This is a genomic window from Ruegeria sp. YTSA072 (assembly GCF_059610285.1).
Genome location: NZ_JBXWNI010000005.1, coordinates 226,968 through 245,158 on the forward strand (window position 1 = coordinate 226,968; position 18,191 = coordinate 245,158).

The 18,191-nt window shown below is 58.4% G+C and carries 19 protein-coding genes; 6 read left to right on the top strand and 13 right to left on the bottom strand.

The window, feature by feature from the left end; translation table 11 throughout:
- Positions 1–39: 39 nt before the first annotated feature.
- The 5 genes from AC2FIB_RS11480 to AC2FIB_RS11500 form a co-directional block, all read right to left on the bottom strand.
- Complete coding sequence (locus tag AC2FIB_RS11480) at positions 40–672, bottom strand: bifunctional 4-hydroxy-2-oxoglutarate aldolase/2-dehydro-3-deoxy-phosphogluconate aldolase (RefSeq protein WP_113790523.1); 633 nt, start codon at positions 670–672, stop codon at positions 40–42.
- A gap of 3 nt (positions 673–675) precedes the next feature.
- Complete coding sequence (gene edd, locus AC2FIB_RS11485; protein ID WP_496736774.1) at positions 676–2,481, bottom strand: phosphogluconate dehydratase; 1,806 nt, start codon at positions 2,479–2,481, stop codon at positions 676–678.
- Positions 2,482–2,483: 2 nt separating this feature from the next.
- Positions 2,484–3,929 carry a glucose-6-phosphate dehydrogenase gene (gene zwf, locus AC2FIB_RS11490; RefSeq protein WP_496736772.1) on the bottom strand — a complete coding sequence of 482 codons (1,446 nt, stop codon included), beginning with the start codon at positions 3,927–3,929 and terminating at the stop codon, positions 2,484–2,486.
- A gap of 117 nt (positions 3,930–4,046) precedes the next feature.
- Positions 4,047–6,290: a phosphoenolpyruvate--protein phosphotransferase gene (gene ptsP / locus AC2FIB_RS11495; RefSeq protein WP_496736770.1), complete on the bottom strand. Its 2,244-nt coding sequence runs from the start codon at positions 6,288–6,290 to the stop codon at positions 4,047–4,049.
- A gap of 46 nt (positions 6,291–6,336) precedes the next feature.
- The gene (locus tag AC2FIB_RS11500; RefSeq protein ID WP_058272246.1) at positions 6,337–7,575 is read right to left on the bottom strand and encodes an aspartate kinase; all 1,239 of its coding nucleotides are present in this window, start codon (positions 7,573–7,575) and stop codon (positions 6,337–6,339) included.
- 165 nt (positions 7,576–7,740) lie between these two features.
- Here AC2FIB_RS11500 and AC2FIB_RS11505 point away from each other — a divergent pair, with 165 nt between their 5' ends.
- Positions 7,741–8,094, top strand: a complete 354-nt coding sequence (locus AC2FIB_RS11505; RefSeq protein WP_058272247.1) for a hypothetical protein — start codon at positions 7,741–7,743, stop codon at positions 8,092–8,094.
- On the opposite strand, the gene AC2FIB_RS11510 is transcribed toward AC2FIB_RS11505, so the two are convergent.
- The 5 genes from AC2FIB_RS11510 to AC2FIB_RS11530 form a co-directional block, all read right to left on the bottom strand.
- The gene (locus AC2FIB_RS11510) at positions 8,088–8,726 is read right to left on the bottom strand and encodes an SDR family NAD(P)-dependent oxidoreductase (RefSeq protein WP_496699803.1); all 639 of its coding nucleotides are present in this window, start codon (positions 8,724–8,726) and stop codon (positions 8,088–8,090) included. The genes AC2FIB_RS11505 and AC2FIB_RS11510 overlap by 7 nt on opposite strands.
- Before the next feature lie 3 nt (positions 8,727–8,729).
- Positions 8,730–9,173, bottom strand: a complete 444-nt coding sequence (locus AC2FIB_RS11515; RefSeq protein WP_108861745.1) for a DUF1178 family protein — start codon at positions 9,171–9,173, stop codon at positions 8,730–8,732.
- Between the two features lie 71 nt (positions 9,174–9,244).
- Positions 9,245–9,709 (bottom strand): NUDIX hydrolase, encoded by a 465-nt coding sequence (locus AC2FIB_RS11520; RefSeq protein ID WP_496736766.1) that lies wholly within the window; start codon positions 9,707–9,709, stop codon positions 9,245–9,247.
- A gap of 124 nt (positions 9,710–9,833) precedes the next feature.
- Positions 9,834–10,577, bottom strand: a complete 744-nt coding sequence (locus tag AC2FIB_RS11525; protein ID WP_496736764.1) for an EcsC family protein — start codon at positions 10,575–10,577, stop codon at positions 9,834–9,836.
- Between the two features lie 52 nt (positions 10,578–10,629).
- Entirely contained in the window at positions 10,630–11,124 is a 495-nt protein-coding gene (locus AC2FIB_RS11530) for a GNAT family N-acetyltransferase (RefSeq protein ID WP_496726009.1), read from the bottom strand.
- 71 nt (positions 11,125–11,195) lie between these two features.
- Between AC2FIB_RS11530 and AC2FIB_RS11535 the strand changes: the two genes are divergently transcribed.
- Together AC2FIB_RS11535 and AC2FIB_RS11540 are read left to right on the top strand one after the other, a co-directional pair.
- Positions 11,196–11,801, top strand: a complete 606-nt coding sequence (locus AC2FIB_RS11535) for a flavin reductase family protein (protein WP_496842090.1) — start codon at positions 11,196–11,198, stop codon at positions 11,799–11,801.
- Positions 11,801–12,442, top strand: coding sequence for a CatB-related O-acetyltransferase (locus AC2FIB_RS11540; protein WP_496842092.1), 642 nt, complete (start codon positions 11,801–11,803; stop codon positions 12,440–12,442). The genes AC2FIB_RS11535 and AC2FIB_RS11540 overlap by 1 nt, the downstream gene beginning before the upstream one ends.
- 29 nt (positions 12,443–12,471) lie before the next feature.
- Here AC2FIB_RS11540 and AC2FIB_RS11545 read toward each other — a convergent pair whose 3' ends face one another.
- Positions 12,472–14,106: a SulP family inorganic anion transporter gene (locus AC2FIB_RS11545; protein ID WP_496736761.1), complete on the bottom strand. Its 1,635-nt coding sequence runs from the start codon at positions 14,104–14,106 to the stop codon at positions 12,472–12,474.
- 200 nt (positions 14,107–14,306) lie between these two features.
- Between AC2FIB_RS11545 and AC2FIB_RS11550 the strand changes: the two genes are divergently transcribed.
- Positions 14,307–15,179 carry an S-methyl-5'-thioadenosine phosphorylase gene (locus AC2FIB_RS11550; RefSeq protein WP_496736760.1) on the top strand — a complete coding sequence of 291 codons (873 nt, stop codon included), beginning with the start codon at positions 14,307–14,309 and terminating at the stop codon, positions 15,177–15,179.
- A 9-nt stretch (positions 15,180–15,188) separates the two neighbouring features.
- On the opposite strand, the gene AC2FIB_RS11555 is transcribed toward AC2FIB_RS11550, so the two are convergent.
- Positions 15,189–16,055: an alpha/beta hydrolase gene (locus AC2FIB_RS11555; protein WP_496736758.1), complete on the bottom strand. Its 867-nt coding sequence runs from the start codon at positions 16,053–16,055 to the stop codon at positions 15,189–15,191.
- 212 nt (positions 16,056–16,267) lie between these two features.
- On the opposite strand from AC2FIB_RS11555, the gene AC2FIB_RS11560 reads away from it, so the two are divergent.
- Both AC2FIB_RS11560 and AC2FIB_RS11565 read left to right on the top strand, forming a co-directional pair.
- On the top strand, positions 16,268–17,284 hold the full coding sequence (locus AC2FIB_RS11560; RefSeq protein ID WP_496736757.1) for a DUF418 domain-containing protein: 1,017 nt from the start codon (positions 16,268–16,270) through the stop codon (positions 17,282–17,284).
- Positions 17,285–17,336: 52 nt separating this feature from the next.
- The gene (locus AC2FIB_RS11565; RefSeq protein WP_282120023.1) at positions 17,337–17,966 is read left to right on the top strand and encodes a LysE family translocator; all 630 of its coding nucleotides are present in this window, start codon (positions 17,337–17,339) and stop codon (positions 17,964–17,966) included.
- 4 nt (positions 17,967–17,970) lie between these two features.
- Here the strand turns inward: AC2FIB_RS11565 and AC2FIB_RS11570 are convergent, their stop codons facing one another.
- A complete protein-coding gene (locus tag AC2FIB_RS11570) occupies positions 17,971–18,144 on the bottom strand; it encodes a hypothetical protein (protein WP_496739544.1) in 174 nt (57 codons plus the stop codon).
- Between the last annotated feature and the right edge of the window lie 47 nt (positions 18,145–18,191).

The window sequence follows — 18,191 nt, forward strand, 5'->3', positions numbered from 1 at the left end:
TATGAATTGACGCCCACCCTAGCGCAGCTTTAAGCGGCGTCAATCCATCAGCTTGGAGGCCGCGCGCGCAAGGTTTTCGATACCGGCCCAATCCCCATCAATGACCATCTTTTTCGGCGCAACCCAGCTTCCGCCCGCGCAGACCACATTGGACAAGGACAGGTAATCCTTTGCATTTTCGGGGGACACGCCACCGGTCGGGCAAAACTTGATTTGCGGCAACGGTGCGCCAATCGCTTTCAACGCAGGTGCACCACCCGACGCCTCGGCCGGGAAGAACTTGAGCATGTCGTAGCCCTTTTCCAACAGACGCATCGCCTCACTGGCTGTGGCGGCGCCGGGCAACAAGGGCAGGCCTTCGGCCTCGCAGGCCGCGATCAACTCGTCGGTGGCACCGGGCGAGACGCCAAATTGCGCGCCTGCTTCTTTCGCGGCGCGCACATCTTCTGGCGTGACCAAAGTTCCTGCACCGACGACGCCGCCCGGCACATCCGCCATCGCGCGGATCGCGTCTAGTGCAGCAGGGGTGCGCAGTGTAACCTCAAGCGCGGGAAGACCACCTGCGACAAGCGCCTCGGCCAGTGGGCGCGCCTGAGCCGCGTCATCGACGACAAGGACAGGAACAATGGGCGCAAGTGCGCAGATTTCACGCGTGCGTTGGGTTTTGGACATGGGTCAAACTCCGAAAATACTGGCGCCGGTGTCTGCTGATCCGACATTTTGGCGGAAAGTAGCGAACAGGTCACGCCCCACGCCGTGTTGGTTGGCCGACAGATCAGCAGTGGCAGGGGCACGGTCCAGAACCCCGGGGGTCAGAATCTCCAACTCACCCTTCACCGCATCGACGCGCAAGATGTCGCCATCCTGCAGGTAAGCGATCGGCCCGCCATCCAGCGCCTCGGGGCAGACATGGATCGCCGCAGGGACTTTGCCGGACGCGCCGGACATACGACCATCGGTTACAAGCGCCATCTTTTGCCCACGGCCCTGCAAGATCGACAGGATCGGTGTCAGCGAGTGAAGCTCGGGCATGCCATTTGCTTTGGGTCCCTGGAACCGGACAACAACAATGACGTCGCCGGTGAACTCTCCGGCCTTGAACGCGGCTTTTGCTTCGTCCTGATCATGGAACACGCGTACAGGCGCTTCGACAACCTGATGTTCCGGGTCGACGGCCGAAACCTTCATCACGCCGGTGCCCAAATTGCCAGTCAGGCGCGACAACCCACCAGTGGGTTGGAACGGGTCTTTCGCCGGGCGGACGATTTTTTCGTTCAGGCTGTGGCCAGCCCCGTCTTCCCAAACCAGCTCACCGTTCTTTAGCTTCGGTTCTTTGGTATAATTCTGCAGACCCTGCCCCGCGACGGTTAGAGTGTCGGGGTGCAGCAGCCCGTCTTCCAGTAGCGTTCCAATGCAGTACCCAAGACCACCCGCTGCGTGGAAGTGGTTCACGTCTGCGAGGCCGTTTGGATAAACCCGCGCAACCAAGGGAACCACGGCAGAAATGTCAGAAAAATCCTGCCAATCCAACACGATACCACCTGCGCGCGCCATTGCGATCAAATGGATCAGCAGGTTGGTCGACCCACCCGTGGCCATCAGACCCACGATGCCGTTCACAAACGCCCGCTCATCCAAAACCTGATAGACCGGCGTATAATGATTGCCCAGCGCGCTCAGCGACAGGGCGCGGCGCGCGCCTTCCTCGGTCAGCGCATCCCGCAGAGGCGTGTTGGGATTTACAAAGCTTGACCCCGGCAGATGCAGGCCCATGAATTCCATCAGCATCTGATTGGTGTTCGCGGTGCCATAAAAAGTGCAAGTACCCGGTCCGTGATAAGCGGCCATTTCAGCGGCCATGAGCTCGTCGCGGCCGATTTCTCCGGCGGCGAATTTCTGGCGAATCTTGGCTTTTTCATCGTTGGGCAGACCGCTGGTCATCGGTCCGGCTGGCAGGAAAACAGCGGGCAGATGGCCAAACGCCTGTGCGCCGATAATCAAACCGGGAACGATCTTGTCACAAACGCCCAGGAAAACGGCCGCATCATAGGTGTTGTGGCTCAGCGCCACTCCGGTCGCCAGGGCAATCACGTCGCGGGAAAACAGAGACAACTCCATCCCCGCCTCGCCTTGGGTGACGCCGTCACACATGGCTGGCACGCCACCCGCAACTTGTGCGGTGCCACCTGCCGCTCGGATCGCGTCACGGATCAGTGCGGGATAACGCTCGAACGGCTGGTGGGCGGAAAGCATGTCGTTATAGGCGGTCACGATGCCCAGATTACCGGCCGTATCAGTGGCCATCGCTTGCTGATCCTCACCCGCACCGGCATAGGCGTGGGCTTGACCGCTGCACGACAAATGCGCGCGCGCCGGTCCCTTGGATCGGGCATGTTCCATACGCTCAATATGCGGGCCGCGCAGTTCGGCGCTGCGGTCGATGATGCGTTGAGTGACGTCGGTGATGACTGAATGTACCATGATTACCCTCCGATCTGACGCCAGCGGCGTCCATCGCGATGCATCAGCATCAATGCTTCCTCCGGACCGGAACTGCCCTGATCGTACTTCGCGGGTTTGTCTCCGCGCTCTTCCCAACCGTGGATGATTGGATCGACCCAGGCCCAGGCCGCCTCTGCCTCGTCCCCTCGCATGAACAGTGTTTGGTCGCCACGAATGACATCCATGATCAGTCGTTCATAGGCGTCCGGCGACTGGGCCTCATCACCCAGCGCATCGGCAAAACTCATGTCCAGTGCAACATCTGACAGGCGGAACCCGCCCTGCCCCGGTTCTTTGATCGTCGTGCGCAGGGTAATACCTTCGTCCGGTTGCAGGCGGATCACCAGCACGTTGCCGTGCAGCGGGCCGACATTGGGGAAGATCGTATGCGGCGGATCCCGGAAAAACACTGCGATTTCGGATTCGCGGGCACGCAGGCGTTTTCCAGTTCGCAAATAGAACGGCACACTAGCCCAGCGCCAGTTGCCGATATGGGCCTTAAGAGCGATGTAGCTTTCGGTGCGGCTCGCGGGGTTGCCAACATGATCCAAATAACCGTCGCCGCCCTTGCTCGAACGATATTGGCCGCGTGCGATGTCAGACGGCGCAACGGGCTCCAGCGCTTCGATCACCTTGACCTTCTCGTCACGCACGGCGTTGGGCGAAAACTTGGACGGAGGTTCCATCGCAGTCAGGCACAATAGCTGAACCAGATGGTTCTGCACCATGTCCCGCATTGCACCGGACTGATCGTAATAGGCTCCGCGCCCTTCGACGCCAACAGTCTCTGCCACGGTAATCTGAACATGATCGACATGCGTCGCGTTCCAGAGAGGTTCGAACAGGGAATTGGCAAAGCGCAGCGCCATCAGGTTCTGAACCGTTTCCTTTCCCAAATAGTGGTCGATCCGATATATCTGATGCTCTTCAAAGCAGGCTCGCAACCCGGAGTTCAGCGCCTGGGCCGAGGCGAGGTCGTGGCCAAAGGGTTTTTCGACCACGATACGGCTGTCGGGCGTCGCCATACCATGATCGCTGAGCCTTTTTGCGATGCCGGAGAAAAGGCTGGGGCCAACTGACAGGTAGAACGCGCGTACAACGCCAGGACGCAAGGTTTTGGCAAGGTCTTTCCAGCCGGAGTCCCCCATTGCGTCAACGGGAACATATTCAACATGGCTCAGAAACTGATCCAGAACGTCCTTTTTGAACGCAGGCGCAAATTCTTTCATCGAGGCGCGTATTTGGTCACGGAACCCGTCACTGTTCATGTCAGACCGCGCCGTGCCGATGATCTTTGCCTCTTCGGGCATCTGGCCGACTTCGAACCGATGATAGAGCCCGGGCAAGATCTTGCGCTGCGCCAGATCGCCGGTCGCGCCGAATAGCACCAGATCGAACGGGTCTACCGGGATTACGCGTGAAACCATCTATGGGCTCCTTCAAATCTGCTGGCATCACTCAGGCGCAGTTATCACTGGTCCTTGTGATGCAAGCATTGTTACCGCTAACACTCAGGCACTGAATAGGGAAGCGCAACTGGAAAATCAACCCTGATTCCGCAACCACTCCATAACCGAGGATCGAACCGATTGGTCTCCACGATGGCGGGCGTCGGCGATGATCTTACGCAGTGACTGCAGGTCAGCGCGCAACAACACGCTTTTGACTGGGCCAATCGACGCCGGGCGCATGGATAAGGTTCGAATACCCATTGCTGCCAGACAAAGTGCCTCAACAGGTCGCCCGGCATCCTCGCCACAGAAAGACAACGGCGTGTTCGAGATATTGCAGCGCTCGACAATCCGTTCGATGAAGGAGAGGAAGCTGACATTCAGCGTGTCATAGCGTCGGCGAACCAGCTCGTTTTCGCGGTCAGCGGCAAAAAAGAACTGTTTCAGGTCGTTGCCCCCGATCGAGACGAAATCAACCTCGTCAAAGAACTTCTGCGGGGCAAAGGCGAGAGACGGCGTTTCCAGCATTGCGCCAACTTCGATCGATTCTGGCAGCACATGACCAAGGCGCTTTTCGCGTTCGATGGTCTTGTTCACTTCCCAACGTGCCTCACGGTATTCTTCGGCCTGCGCCACAAACGGGAACATGATTGTCAAAGGCCGCCCATTGGCTGCACGCATCAATGCCTGCAACTGCATCCGCATAACGCCGCGCTTATCCAGACCAACGCGAATAGCGCGCCAGCCCAAAGCCGGGTTGGGCTCTTCGACGTGCTTCATGTAGGGCAGAACTTTGTCCGACCCGATATCCAGTGTGCGGAACACCACGCGCATGTCGCAAGCAGCATCCATGACGCGCTGATATTGTGTCACAAGCTCGGACCGCTTGGGCATCTGATTGCGGATCAGGAACTGAAGCTCGGTGCGGAACAGGCCCACACCCTCGGCCCCTGAATTGCCCAGCGACGGCAGATCCGCCATCAGGCCCGCGTTCATAACCAGATTGATCCGTTCACCATCGCGCGTCACTGTCGGAGTATCGCGAATCGAGGCATAGCGTTCCTGCGCTTTGGCCTGCATTGCGATTTTATCGCGAAACGCGGAGACAACGGTATCTTCCGGACGCAGTTGGACCATACCCTGATCGCCATCGACCAGTATATGATCTCCGTTCAACGCCTCGGTCGTGATGTGCCCAACGTGAACCACCAGTGGAATTGCAAGGGCGCGAGCCACAATCGTTGCGTGGCTACCGACCGAGCCTTCCTCAAGAACGATCCCTTTCAACGAGCGACCATATTCCAACAGATCCCCAGGCCCGATATTTCGGGCAACCAGGATGGGATCCGGTGGCAGGTCGGTCCCGTTGGTGCCCCCCTGCCCGGTCAGAATGCGCAGCAGCCGGTTGCTGAGGTCATCCAGATCTGCCAGCCTTTCCCGCAGATAGGGGTCGGTAACCTGCCCCATGCGCGCCCGCGCTTGCGACTGTTCTTTCTCAACCGCCGCTTCGGCGCTAAGGCCCAGGGCAATGTCCTCTTCCATCCGGCGCATCCAGCCTTTGGAATTGGCAAACATGCGATAGGCTTCCAGAACCTGCAATTGTTCCTTGTCACCGCCCTGCGAAATCTCAAGCATCTTGTCGACGCCCACGCGCAGTTCATCCACGGCCTCATTCAGACGTTCACGTTCGCGGTGGGGGTCGTCAGCAATCGGGTTGGTGACGACAACACGGGGTTCATGCAACCAGACATGCCCTTCGGCAGATCCCTCCTGTGCTGGTCCCCCCTCAAATTGCACCGATTGCTGGTGCCGGGGTGAAAGCGCTGCGCCCTCGCCCACAAAGGCACCAAGCTCGGTCATTTCGGCCAAGACCATGGCGACCACTTCCAGCGCGTAGACCTCGTCAGCAGTATACACGCGCGCATCACGGGATTGCACGACCAATACGCCCAGCTTTTCACCCAAACGCTGGATCGGCACCCCGATGAAGGACGAGAACCGCTCTTCGCCGGTTTCCGGCATATACCGAAACCCTTTGGTCGAAGGCGCGTCTGCGGTGTTCACGACCTTGCCTGATTGCGCAACATGACCAACAAGCCCTTCACCCAACCGCATACGTGTCTTGTGAACTGCCTCTGGCGACAACCCTTCAGTCGCGCAAAGCTCAAGAGTATCGGCATCCCGGAACAGATAGATCGAGCACACCTCGGCCCGAATACTGTCGGCAATCAGATGCGTGATCCGGTCAAGACGTTCCTGACCGGCGGCTTCGCTCGCCATCTCTTCGCGCAGCCGCCCCAGCAGCTTACGGGATTCTGTTTCGGTGCCTTCCGCCATATCCCACCCAAATTACGGAATCAGGCGAGACCTTTGGCTGAAATGCTCAGGCCGCCTTGTCCAATTCAAAGGCATCATGCAGTGCCTGAACAGCAAGTTCCATGTATTTCCTGTCGACTAGGACGGAAATTTTTATCTCAGAGGTTGTAATGACCTTGATGTTGATCCCCTCATCCGAGAGTATCTTGAACATCTTGGCCGCCACGCCCGACTGCGAGCGCATGCCGATCCCCACGACCGAGACCTTGCAGACATCCTGGTCCGCGACCAGTTCGGCATAATTCAGCTCACCCGCATCCTTGATTGCCAGCAATGCCTGTTCGGCGCGGGCCACCTGATCGGTGGGGCAGGAAAAGGTCATGTCCGTGCGCCCTTCGTCCGAGATGTTCTGCACGATCATATCGACATTCACGCCCGCGTCGCTGAGCGCGGTAAAGATGATCGACGCGATGCCCGGGCGGTCAGCCACCGAGACAACGGTCATCTTGGCTTCGTCGCGGGAATAGGCCACACCGGCCACAACATTGGATTCCATGATATCCTCCTCATCGCAGACCAGCGTACCGGCCTCGTCGGATTGTTCCTCAAAGCTTGAAAGAACGCGCAGTTTTACCTTGTAGCGCATCGCCAATTCGACTGAGCGGGTCTGCAGCACCTTTGCCCCCAGCGAGGCCAATTCCAGCATTTCCTCGAACGAAATGCGGTCCAGCTTGCGTGCCTTCTCGCAGATGCGCGGGTCCGTGGTATAGACACCATCAACGTCCGTGTAGATGTCGCACCGCTCGGCACCGAAGGCGGCCGCAAACGCGACGGCGGTGGTGTCTGACCCACCCCGGCCCAAGGTCGTGATACGGCCTTCTGGGCTGATGCCCTGAAACCCGGCGACGACGGCAACCTTCATGCCCTCGCCAAACTTCTGGTTCAGGTTATCGGTCGGAATTTCTTCGATCCGGGCCTGGCTGTGGGCGCTGGTGGTCATCAGCGGAACCTGCCAGCCCTGCCAGCTCCGGGCCGGGACATCCATTTCCTGCAACGTCAACGCCATCAGGCCAGCGGTAATATTCTCACCCGAGGACACGACGGCATCATATTCCCGCGCATCGTACAACGGTGATGTTTCATCGACCCAGCCCACAAGCTCGTTTGTCTTGCCGGACATGGCCGAGACGATGACGATCACGTCATAGCCCTTCGCCACTTCGACGCCGATGCGCTTGGCTGCGCGGCGGATACGGTCAAGGTTGGCAACCGAAGTGCCGCCAAATTTCATCACGAGTAAGGGCATGGGGGCAAGTGTCTCCGCGCCTTGGATTTCTGGTCCCGTGCGTCTTATGCGAGGGGGGCCGCAAGGGCAAGAGTTCAAAACCAGTCGGATGGCCGCACCTGATCGCTTTACAACCGACCAAGAGGCTGTCAGCCTGCAACTCGCATTTATTCCCAGAGGTTCTCCATGATCCGCGCTGCCGCAGCCCTCGTCCTTTTATCCTCATCCGCCTTTGCACAGGTCTCAACGCTGGCTGCAACCGACGGCAAGAATGCACTGGGTACGGTGCCCTGTGCCAAAGGCGGAGCAGCGCTGAGCAGCTGCCACGCCGAGCTGCGCCACCATGACGACGGAACCACGACACTTGCTGTCGGATTGGGCGGCGCCGAAGTACGCAGCATCTATTTCACGGATGGCGTACCGACCTCCAGCAGCTCACCGGCCCGGATCAGTCACGAAACACGGGGTGACCTGACAGTGGTCTTCATCGACCCCGATGAAGTTTACGAAATCCCCACGGCAGCGCTGAAACGTCAATAATCGTGCGGCTGACCGTCCCAGGTTTCAAAACACCCGGTCGTGGCCAGTGACAGTGACTCAAAGCGGCAAAGCAGCCCATTTGTTGCCTGATCCACAGTGATCTCAGCCTGAGTGCCGCCCATATCCGTCTGCACCCACCCCGGATGGTAGATGCCCACCGATATACCATCTGCACGCAGATCAGTGGCCAGATTCCGCCCCAAATTCAGGGCTGCTGCTTTGGACGCGCGATAAATATAGCTGCCACCGGGCGCGCGTGTGTGCGACGCCATCTGCGACGACAGGATCACAACTTTGCCTTGCGCTGCCCGAAGATTGGGCAAAAGCGCCTGCACGGTTAGAAACACGCCCGTCACATTGGTCGCAAAACTCTGCGCCCACATGTCGGCAGGATAGCCGTCTATGCCGTGGCCTTTGTCCAGATAGACCCCGGCGTTGCAGATCAACAGATCAACCGGACGACCCGCAAGCCCTTCTGCCATAGAAGCCTGCTGCTTCGGGTCTGTCACATCCAGTACAAGCTGCGCACTGGAATCCCGCGCGGTTCCGGTTACGTCATGCCCCTGCGCGCGATAACGATCTGCCAGAGCTTGCCCAATTCCGCGATTAGCCCCGGTGATAACGATATGCATGGGTCAGTTCGTTTTACGGGTGGGTAGGAAAGGCAACGGCGAAACTGGCACGCCGTCTTCGATCAGCGCTTTGGCCTCATCGGGCTTGGCTTCGCCATAGATCGCGCGTTCGGGCGCATCGCCCAAATGGATCTTACGCGCCTCTTTGGCAAAATCCTTACCGACATAGTCCGAGTTTTCCTCGACCTTGCGACGCAGATCCGCCAGCACCTTCTCGATGTCTGGCGACGGGGTCGCGACATCCACCTGTTTGCTTTGTGGTTCAGTTGTCTGGGCATTGCGGGCCGGACGAACGCGAGGGGTCATGATAGCCTTATCTACTTGCGCGTCACCACACACAACGCAGGTCACCATACCTGCGGAGGCGAGTTTGTCGTAAGCGGCGGCCGATTGAAACCAACTGTCAAATGTATGGTCGCGGCTGCATTTCAGCGAATATTGAATCATGGTCCGTCCATTTTCCGGTAGGCAAATAGATACCGACAGACATGGCAAGATCAAGCCCTTCGCAAGGCGAGTCAGTGTAGAATCGGGCCAAGACTGCGTAACAAATGGGACAGTTCCGGCGATTTCACCAGAGAGGCCGCTTTTTTGGGCGAAACCCACTTTCGCTTTCGTTGGGCCCGTTCAGGAAATTCAGGCGCAATCGACGTAACACTGAGGGGAAAGACATCCACCAGACACACCATAGGGTTCATACTCGAGCGGGATTTTAGGTATGTGAAACGGCCCATGGGCTTGTTTGCGCAATTGCCTTTAACCCCAGCCTCTTCCCAAGCTTCTCGTCTGGCGGTTTGCGACGGTGTCATATCCTCGATCAGCCAGCCCTTCGGTATGATCCAGCGCTTGGATTTGCGCGTTGTGATCAGCAAAACCCTGAGCTTTCCGTGTTTGATGCGATAGCATAGGGCTGCCGATTGATGCTCAAGTCGCAGGTGCTGTTCGCTTCCCTGCAGACACGTCGGTTGCCTCGCACCGATCACGCCGCACCACCTTTCAAACTGCTTTCATCCTCAATCGCCGACCTTTGAGGTTTTTATACATTTAGCGGCCAGCTGGGGTCAGAATACCATATGGTGCGTTTTCTTCCAAGAGTTTAGACAGGCTTCAGACCCGAGCAGCCAATTTCCGAACCAGATCTTCATGCGGGATATCGGCATCGATTGCCAGTCGCCGCAACCCGAAGTGAACGCGCGCCACCTGTTGATAATATCGGGTGTAGACGTAGTTTGTTCCACCACCTGCGATCGCACCCAGGACCGGTATCGATTGCGCTGCCAGCTTCTGGCCCAGTACAATGGACAGTCGCGGCGCTACCGCTGCAATCAGCTTTTGCATCGCAGGGCCAGTCAACGTCAGGCGGACAGAAAAGAAGCCCAGATCTGCGCCATCGTCAAAAGACAGTGGTCCGGCTGCAGACAGGACCCGAACGCAATCAAATTTGACGCCTTCCTCGGACGGATCGAACCCTTCGCGGAACGCCGCGCCCTGAATGGCACGTAATAGCATGGCAGTCGTAGCAGGCAATTCCATCAGGGCAGTCGACACGCCACCCATGCCGCCAGCAGCCCCCATTGCCGTTGCGACAGCGGTGTTGACCCAGGGCTTTTGATCAGGAACAGCCCGGCGAGACCCCTCGGCTGCATGCATCGCTAGCCAAAGCGCCTGTTCCGTGGCCCCTGTCAGCCCCTCCCGCACAGATGCCGGAAGTTGCTCCAGTAGCGATTCCGCCGAACCTCCCAAACTGTTCAACAGTTTAACGCCGGGACCTCCGGCTGTTCTGTAATATTTGGCCAGCCGATCCAATTCAGCATCGGTATCCAGCTTTTCGACTAGAAGCACGTCCTGCATTTAAGCCCTCCTGCCGTTAAACATCGGGGCTAAATGGCGTGGTTTCAATAGCTCAGCGCGACCAGCGTGTGACCGTGCCACGCACATTCAACCATTCACCGGGGCTCAATTCCACGCCTAAGACCCGGTCAGGGTTTGTTGGGGGCGGCATTTCCACACCGGAAAGCCGGGTGAACCCGAAACGCGCATAATAAGGTGCATCGCCCACCAGCATCACCCTTTGCCAGCCAATTTCGCGACCAGCCTCAAGCCCCTGATGGATCAGGAATCCGCCAAGGCCTTCGCCCTGGTGGGTCGGGTGCACCGCCACGGGACCCAGCAACAAAGCGTCGTGATCGCCCACATGCACGGGCCAGAAACGGATCGCCCCGGCCAGAATGCCCTGCCCGTCGCGCGCAACAAGGGAAAGGCCCGACACCGACGGAACATCATCGCGCAGACGATACGAGGACAGCGCCTCGCGCCCCGGTGCAAAGCACAGGTCGTAGAGGGCCTCGACCTCCCACCAATCATCCGGCTCTTCCGGCCTGATCACGAACTGCTGCACCCTGCCCTCTTTTCCTAGCTGGCAATCGCCCTAGCACTTCGGTACGCCTTGGGCAAACGCTTGGAGACCATATGTTCTATCGCCCCGAAAACGGCCACGGCCTGCCACACAATCCGTTCAACGCCATTATCACGCCGCGGCCGATTGGCTGGATCTCGACGCGTGACACAGATGGGATCAACAATCTGGCTCCGTATTCGTTTTTTAACGGCGTTGCTTACACCCCGCCGCAGGTGATGTTTGCTTCAACCGGAACCAAACACGATCAAGACGGCACGAAAGACAGTCTTGCCAATATCAAGGCAACGGGGGTGTTTTGTGTAAACGTCGTGGCGCACGCACATCGCGACGCAATGAATGCCAGCTCAGCAGGCTTGCCGAAACATGTCGACGAATTTGGCCATGCAGGCCTGACACCCTTGGAATGCGAAACCATCCCATGCGCCCGGATCGATGGGGCTCCGGCAGCGCTGGAATGCAAGCTAACCCAGATCGTGTCCCTTCCGGGCGAGGCCAATCGGGTGGTGTTCGGAGAAGTAACCGGCGTACATCTGCGCGACGATTGCCTGAAAGACGGCATGTTCGACGTCACAACATTCCAACCGCTGGCAAGGCTTGGGTACCGGGACTATTCAGTGGTCACCGAGCTGTTCAGCCTTTCACGACCGGATGACTAATGCCGCTTCCTGACCCCTTACGCAGATACCCGATCACGCTCCCTGATGGGTCTGATCACAAGGGCACAGTTTTCCTGTCTGAAGCGATTGACCATCCCAGGTTTCAGGCCGGAGAATACAGCTACGCATCGGATTTTGAGCCGTCAGACGATTGGGCGCAACGACTTGCCCCCTACCTGTTTCCGTTTTCGCAAGAAAGGCTGGTGCTGGGGAAGTTCTGTCAGATCGCCCATGGCGTACGTTTCATCACATCATCGGCCAATCATTCAATGGATGGATTGACGTGCTTTCCGTTTCCAGTGTTTGACCCGGACGGAATGACCGGGTTTCAGCCGGACACGCGCGACACTCTCATCGGCCACGATGTCTGGATTGGCTATGGCGCGATGATCCTGCCCGGTGCACAGATCGGTTCGGGGGCAATTATTGGTGCCGGGTCTGTTGTTCGCGGGAACGTACCGCCCTATGCGATCATTACCGGGAACCCTGCCGAAGTGCGGCGGTTCCGGTTCGAAAAGGACACCATCGACCGGCTTTTAGCATTGAACTGGTGGGATTGGCCCGCCGAGAAGATCGCCGAAGCCGAAGAGGCGCTTCTGTCTGGTAATACTGAAGAATTGGAACGGATTGCTCCAAAGTAAAAGGCGGCCGAAGTGGCCGCCTTTTACAATCAATGCCCGCCCAGCACACCCGTGCGGACCGAGTAATCGACGGCCAGCTCGTAGTCCGGGTCATCGTCGCTATCGACCATCAGGTGGCCAGCTTTGTTTAGCAACTTGTGGCAGTCTCGGCTGAGGTGGCGGAGCATGACGCGTTTGCCCGCAGCCTCGTATTTTCCAGCGATGTTCTCGATGGCTTGCAGCGCGGATTGATCCACGACGCGGCTTTCGGCAAAGTCCACGATTACAGTGTCAGGGTCGTTCTGAATATCAAACAGCTCAATGAATCCGTCGGACGAACCAAAGAACAAAGGCCCCTGAATCTCATAGACTTTTGCGCCCTCTTCCGTGGCCGAGTCCCGCGTAACCGCGTGGATGCGTTTTGCATTGTTCCAGGCATAGGCAAGAGCTGAGACGATCACACCAACAACCACGGCAACCGCAAGGTCTTCCATCACGGTCACAACAGTCACCAGAACGATGACAAACGCATCCATCAGGGGCACCTTGCGCATGATCTTGAACGAGTTCCAGGCAAAGGTTCCGATTACCACCATGAACATCACACCAACCAGCGCGGCCAGCGGAATTTGCTCAATCAGCGGTGAGGCGAACAAGATGAACACAAGTAGGAACAGGGCCGCAGCAATCCCGGCGATGCGGGTACGACCGCCGGACTTCACGTTGATCATCGACTGACCGATCATCGCACAACCGCCCATACCGCCAAAGAATCCAGTCGCTACATTGGACACACCCTGCGCAATGCATTCTTGCGAGGCCCCTCCGCGTTTGCCGGTGATTTCACCAACGAGGTTCAGGGTCAGCAGGGATTCAATCAAGCCGATGGCTGCCAGAATGACAGCGTAAGGCAGGATGATCTCGAAGGTTTCCCAGTTCAGCGGCACCATCGGGATGTGGAATGCGGGCAGACCACCCTCGATAGACGCCAGATCACCGACGCGCGGCACATCAAGTCCAAAGCCGATAACCAGCGCAGCCACGACAACGATCCCGGCCAATGGCGCAGGCACGATACGCGTGATACGCGGCATGACCCAGATCACCGCCATGGTCAGCGCGACCAGTCCTAGCATCGTATAAAGCTGTAGGCCCGAAAGCCATTCGCCACCGCCCACACCGTGGCCGGTATTTTCCATGGTGCCGGGCACCTTGAACTGCCCCATCTGGGCCAGAAAAATCACGATTGCCAGACCATTCACAAAACCCAGCATCACCGGATGCGGCACCAGTCGGATGAACCGGCCCCAATGCATCGCGCCTGCAATGACCTGCAAAATGCCCATCAAAACCACCGTGGCGAACAGGTATTCCACCCCGTGTTCAGCCACCAACGCCACCATCACAACAGCCAGAGCGCCGGTTGCGCCGGAGATCATGCCTGGACGCCCGCCGATCAGCGCCGTGATCAAACCCACCATGAACGCGGCATACAGTCCGACCAACGGGTGGACACCTGCGACAAAGGCAAACGCCACCGCTTCGGGGACCAGCGCCAGCGCAACGGTCAGGCCCGACAACAGCTCAATCCGCAAGCGCGAGACGGTCAGCCCCTCATCCGGCATCCAGCGGAGATCGGGTTTGGCTATACGATTGGCAAAGCTTGCCAGCATGGCTCGGGGCATGAGACGTCCTGTGGGGTTGTTTGTTCGCGCGAAAGATGCCTTTTACCTGTCATACCTGACATTAGATACTGCACCCAGCGGGACCCTGATATGCGTAAACCGCATAGCTAGCAAGCAAGTTACACAAACCCTTGAAGCCACTTGCCAAACCCGCGGCTGCCACGCAGAACTCTTTCAACAGTTTTTCACGGAGAGCAGCCATGACCCAGACCAAAATCGCCATCATCGGCGGATCAGGCATTTACGACATCGACGGTTTGGAAAAAGCGGAATGGGTCACAGTCGAAACGCCATGGGGCGATCCTTCGGATCAGATCCTGACCGGATCCCTGAACGGCGTAGACATGGCGTTCCTTCCCCGTCACGGGCGTGGTCACGTACATTCCCCGACTGACGTTCCCTATCGCGCCAATATTGACGCGTTGAAACGGCTTGGTGTGACTGACGTGATCTCAGTTTCGGCCTGCGGATCGTTTCGCGAGCACATGGCGCCGGGCGATTTCGTGATCGTCGATCAGTTCATCGACCGGACGTTTGCGCGCGAGAAGAGCTTTTTTGGCACCGGCTGCGTCGCCCACGTCAGTGTTGCGCACCCCACCTGCCCGCGCCTGTCGGACGCGTGTGAGACTGCCGGTCGAACAGCAGGCATCACCATTCATCGCGGCGGCACCTATCTGGCGATGGAAGGGCCGCAGTTCTCGACACTGGCGGAATCCAAGATGTACCGGGAACACTGGGGCTGCGACGTGATAGGCATGACCAACATGCCCGAGGCCAAACTCGCCCGCGAGGCCGAGCTTTGTTATGCCTCGATCGCCATGGTTACCGATTACGACAGCTGGCACCCGGATCACGGCGAGGTGGACGTCACCTCCATCATCGCCACGCTGACCGGCAATGCCGAGAAAGGCCGTGCGCTTGTCAAAGGTCTGCCCGATCTGCTGGGCGCTGACCGCGCGCCCTGCCCTCATGGCTGCGACCGGGCACTGGAATTTGCCATCCTGACCGCACCTGAGAAACGTGATCCCATTTTGCTGGCGAAACTGGATGCTGTTGCTGGTCGGGTTCTCTGACCGGCAGCTTTAATTGGCTTGCAAGGACTGTTGAACCTTATCCCACAACCCGTGCGACCAGAGGTCGTTGTGGGTGCCCTCCGGGATGACATAGATCTGCGCCGTCTCCCCGGCCATCGCGGCCAAAGCTTCGCCGTGATGCAGGGGAACCGTTTCATCCTCGGTCCCGTGGAAGATCAAAGTCGGAACGGTGACGTTCTCGATCAGATCACGGGTCGCGAACTGATCCCGCATCAGGGCATGCACCGGTAGCCAGGGATATCTTTCCGCCGCGACGTCCACCGTAGCCGTAAAGGGTGCCTCAAGCACCAGCAGCTGTGCATTTGGGCGCTGTTCAGCTACGGCAGTCGCAACGGCTGTTCCAAGACTTTGGCCGTGCAACACAACGTCCGCACCTTGGCGATCCAACTGGTCATACATCTGGATGCCGTCGGAAATCAGCGCCATCTCGGACGGTTCGCCCTCGCTGCCCGGATAGCCACGGTAGCTGGGGGCCAGCAGGCCGAAGCCGCTGTTGAGGATCTCTCTCATCCGGTCGGCCCGGTCGGCCAGATTGCCAGATTGGCCATGAAAAAACAAAACCGTCGGCGCGCCTTCTATCGCGGGTGGGGCAGTCCACGCGGTCAGCGTGACACCATCGGACATAGTGAGGGAAACGGTCTCAACATCGGCCAGGCCGATCGAATTGGGCGCAGACAACTCGCCATCTGGTTTGAACAACAGCGATTGCTGGTTCACATACATATACCCCACGATGCCCGCGTAGATCACCGCAAGGACCGGAACCAAAAGGATCAGCGCGCCCTTTACGTGGGCAAGCCGCGAGGGATTGGGTTCAGGTGTCGCGTTCGCGCGTGTTTGATCTGTTTGAACCATCGGCCTCTCCGAAGCGTTGCGTCCGGTCCAAGGTTGGTGGCCCGAGGAACCGTTTCAAGCCGCACGAAGCACACTTAATCCAATCTTAAAACTTGTTGCCGCATTGCACGGCCCCGGCTCTTTTTTGCCCGTCATCTTGAAAAATCGCCTGTGCTGCACCGATCTGTGGTTCGCACGGCACCGTCAAAACGCCGGCGAAACAGAGGGATAGCATGAAGCGACTTGAGGCATTGGACGCAGCGCGATTTCTGGCGTTTTGCGGAATGGTTCTGGTGAATTTCCGCATTGCTGCTGAGGTCGCCCCTGGCAATGACTGGGCCTCGACCCTGATCGATTTGCTGGAAGGCCGCGCCGCCGCTTTGTTCGTCATCCTGGCCGGCATCGGAATTGGGTTATCCTCTGTTTCAACGTCGATGCTGCTACGGCGCGCGGTGTTTCTGTTCGCGCTCGGCCTGATCAACATGACCGTATTTGACGCCGATATTCTGCATTTCTACGCGGTGTACTTCGTTGTTGGCGCTGCTTTCCTGACGGCACCGACCCGTGCATTGTGGTTGGGTTCAGTTGGGGTGGTGGCGCTGGCTGTCCTCGCTGTCATGATTTTCAACTACGACCTTGGCTGGGACTGGGAAACGCTGACATACACCGACCTTTGGACCCTGCCCGGTTTTTTGCGTAACCTGTTTTTCAACGGCTGGCACCCGGTCCTTCCCTGGGCGGCGTTCCTGTTGATCGGAATGGCTATTGGACGATCCGAACTGCACACGATCTGCATTCAACACAGGCTGATCATGTGGGGGTTCGGAGCTGCCATATTTGCCCTGTTTCCGCAAATGTTGGCCTCGGACCCTGATCTGGTGATCTATCTGGGAACCGCGTCCATCCCACCGGGACCGTTCTACATTATTGCCGGAACCGGCTCGGCTTGCGTGGTGATCGGATTGCTGTTGAAGCTGTGGCCCAAGATCGAAAAGTTGCGCATCGGCCCAGCCCTGACCGCGCCTGGTCGGCAGAGCCTGACGCTCTATGTGGTGCACATCCTGATCGGCATGGGCATACTGGAGGAGGCCGGGTTGCTGAACGGGTCACTGAACGCCCCGCAGATCGCGGGTTACGCTGTTGCGTTCTGCGCCGCGTCCTCGATCTTTGCCCTATTGTGGTCCCGCAAATTCAAACGCGGTCCGCTTGAGGCGCTGATGCGTCTGACAACGCAACCACGCAGGGCTTGACCTTGCGCGCTGGTCCGGGCTTGCTGCGGGAAACGTATTCACAGGATTTCCGATGTCCCTTGACCTTTGGCTCGCCTTTGTCGCTGCATCTACCGCCTTACTATTGATCCCAGGCCCGACGGTCTTGCTGGTGCTCAGCTATGCCCTATCCAAGGGGCGCAGCGTGGCTGTCGCCTCGGCGACGGGTGTAGCTGTTGGGGATCTGGTGGCTATGACGGCCTCTCTTTTGGGGCTTGGCGCGCTGGTCCTGGCCTCGGCTACGCTATTCACGGCCCTTAAATGGGTCGGTGCCGCCTATTTGGTCTGGCTGGGGATCAAACTGTTGCGCAGCGCGCCATCAGGCGGGCTTGAGACTGTGGACACCGGGCGCAATGTCACCGCACACAGCGTTTTTGGCCATGCAGCCGCTGTCACCGCGTTGAACCCGAAATCTATCGCGTTTTTTATCGCTTTCGTTCCTCAGTTTCTGCGCCCGGCTGACCCGCTCGGACCGCAATTTGCTATCCTGATCGCAACCTTTGTGGGGCTGGCATGGCTGAATTCGCTGGCATACGCCCTTTTGGCGGACCACCTGCGCAAGATGATCGGCCGTTCAGGCGTCATCACCGCTATGACCCGGTTCGGAGGGCTGGCATTAATCGGGATGGGTGTGGCCACGGCTGTCCTGCGCCGCCCGGCCTGAGGGCTCAGCCCTCAGCGTGTTCCTTCATGAAACCGCGAATGAACCGCCGGATTTCTCGCGCGGCCGACGTGTCCAACTCTTTGCATAGCTGAACAAACTCGTCCCGTTCATCCTTATCCAGCCGCAGGACCAACTGACTGTTTTTCTTGGTTGAAATCTTACCGTCTTTCGTTCCCACGCGTCCCATTCCCATCAAAATCGCAGACCTGCAAGATAGTCTTTGTA

What these genes read in the sequence shown, in the direction of transcription:
- AC2FIB_RS11525 (WP_496736764.1), bottom strand. Translation starts at nt 10,577, where the DNA reads ATGCAGGACGTGCTTCTAGTCGAAAAGCTGGATACCGATGCTGAATTG.
- ptsP (WP_496736770.1), bottom strand. Translation starts at nt 6,290, where the DNA reads ATGGCGGAAGGCACCGAAACAGAATCCCGTAAGCTGCTGGGGCGGCTG.
- AC2FIB_RS11500 (WP_058272246.1), bottom strand. Translation starts at nt 7,575, where the DNA reads ATGCCCTTACTCGTGATGAAATTTGGCGGCACTTCGGTTGCCAACCTT.
- AC2FIB_RS11555 (WP_496736758.1), bottom strand. Translation starts at nt 16,055, where the DNA reads ATGGTTCAAACAGATCAAACACGCGCGAACGCGACACCTGAACCCAAT.
- AC2FIB_RS11505 (WP_058272247.1), top strand. Translation starts at nt 7,741, where the DNA reads ATGATCCGCGCTGCCGCAGCCCTCGTCCTTTTATCCTCATCCGCCTTT.
- AC2FIB_RS11480 (WP_113790523.1), bottom strand. Translation starts at nt 672, where the DNA reads ATGTCCAAAACCCAACGCACGCGTGAAATCTGCGCACTTGCGCCCATT.
- AC2FIB_RS11540 (WP_496842092.1), top strand. Translation starts at nt 11,801, where the DNA reads ATGCCGCTTCCTGACCCCTTACGCAGATACCCGATCACGCTCCCTGAT.
- AC2FIB_RS11545 (WP_496736761.1), bottom strand. Translation starts at nt 14,106, where the DNA reads ATGCCCCGAGCCATGCTGGCAAGCTTTGCCAATCGTATAGCCAAACCC.
- AC2FIB_RS11550 (WP_496736760.1), top strand. Translation starts at nt 14,307, where the DNA reads ATGACCCAGACCAAAATCGCCATCATCGGCGGATCAGGCATTTACGAC.
- AC2FIB_RS11510 (WP_496699803.1), bottom strand. Translation starts at nt 8,726, where the DNA reads ATGCATATCGTTATCACCGGGGCTAATCGCGGAATTGGGCAAGCTCTG.
- AC2FIB_RS11535 (WP_496842090.1), top strand. Translation starts at nt 11,196, where the DNA reads ATGTTCTATCGCCCCGAAAACGGCCACGGCCTGCCACACAATCCGTTC.
- AC2FIB_RS11565 (WP_282120023.1), top strand. Translation starts at nt 17,337, where the DNA reads ATGTCCCTTGACCTTTGGCTCGCCTTTGTCGCTGCATCTACCGCCTTA.
- edd (WP_496736774.1), bottom strand. Translation starts at nt 2,481, where the DNA reads ATGGTACATTCAGTCATCACCGACGTCACTCAACGCATCATCGACCGC.
- AC2FIB_RS11515 (WP_108861745.1), bottom strand. Translation starts at nt 9,173, where the DNA reads ATGATTCAATATTCGCTGAAATGCAGCCGCGACCATACATTTGACAGT.
- AC2FIB_RS11560 (WP_496736757.1), top strand. Translation starts at nt 16,268, where the DNA reads ATGAAGCGACTTGAGGCATTGGACGCAGCGCGATTTCTGGCGTTTTGC.
- zwf (WP_496736772.1), bottom strand. Translation starts at nt 3,929, where the DNA reads ATGGTTTCACGCGTAATCCCGGTAGACCCGTTCGATCTGGTGCTATTC.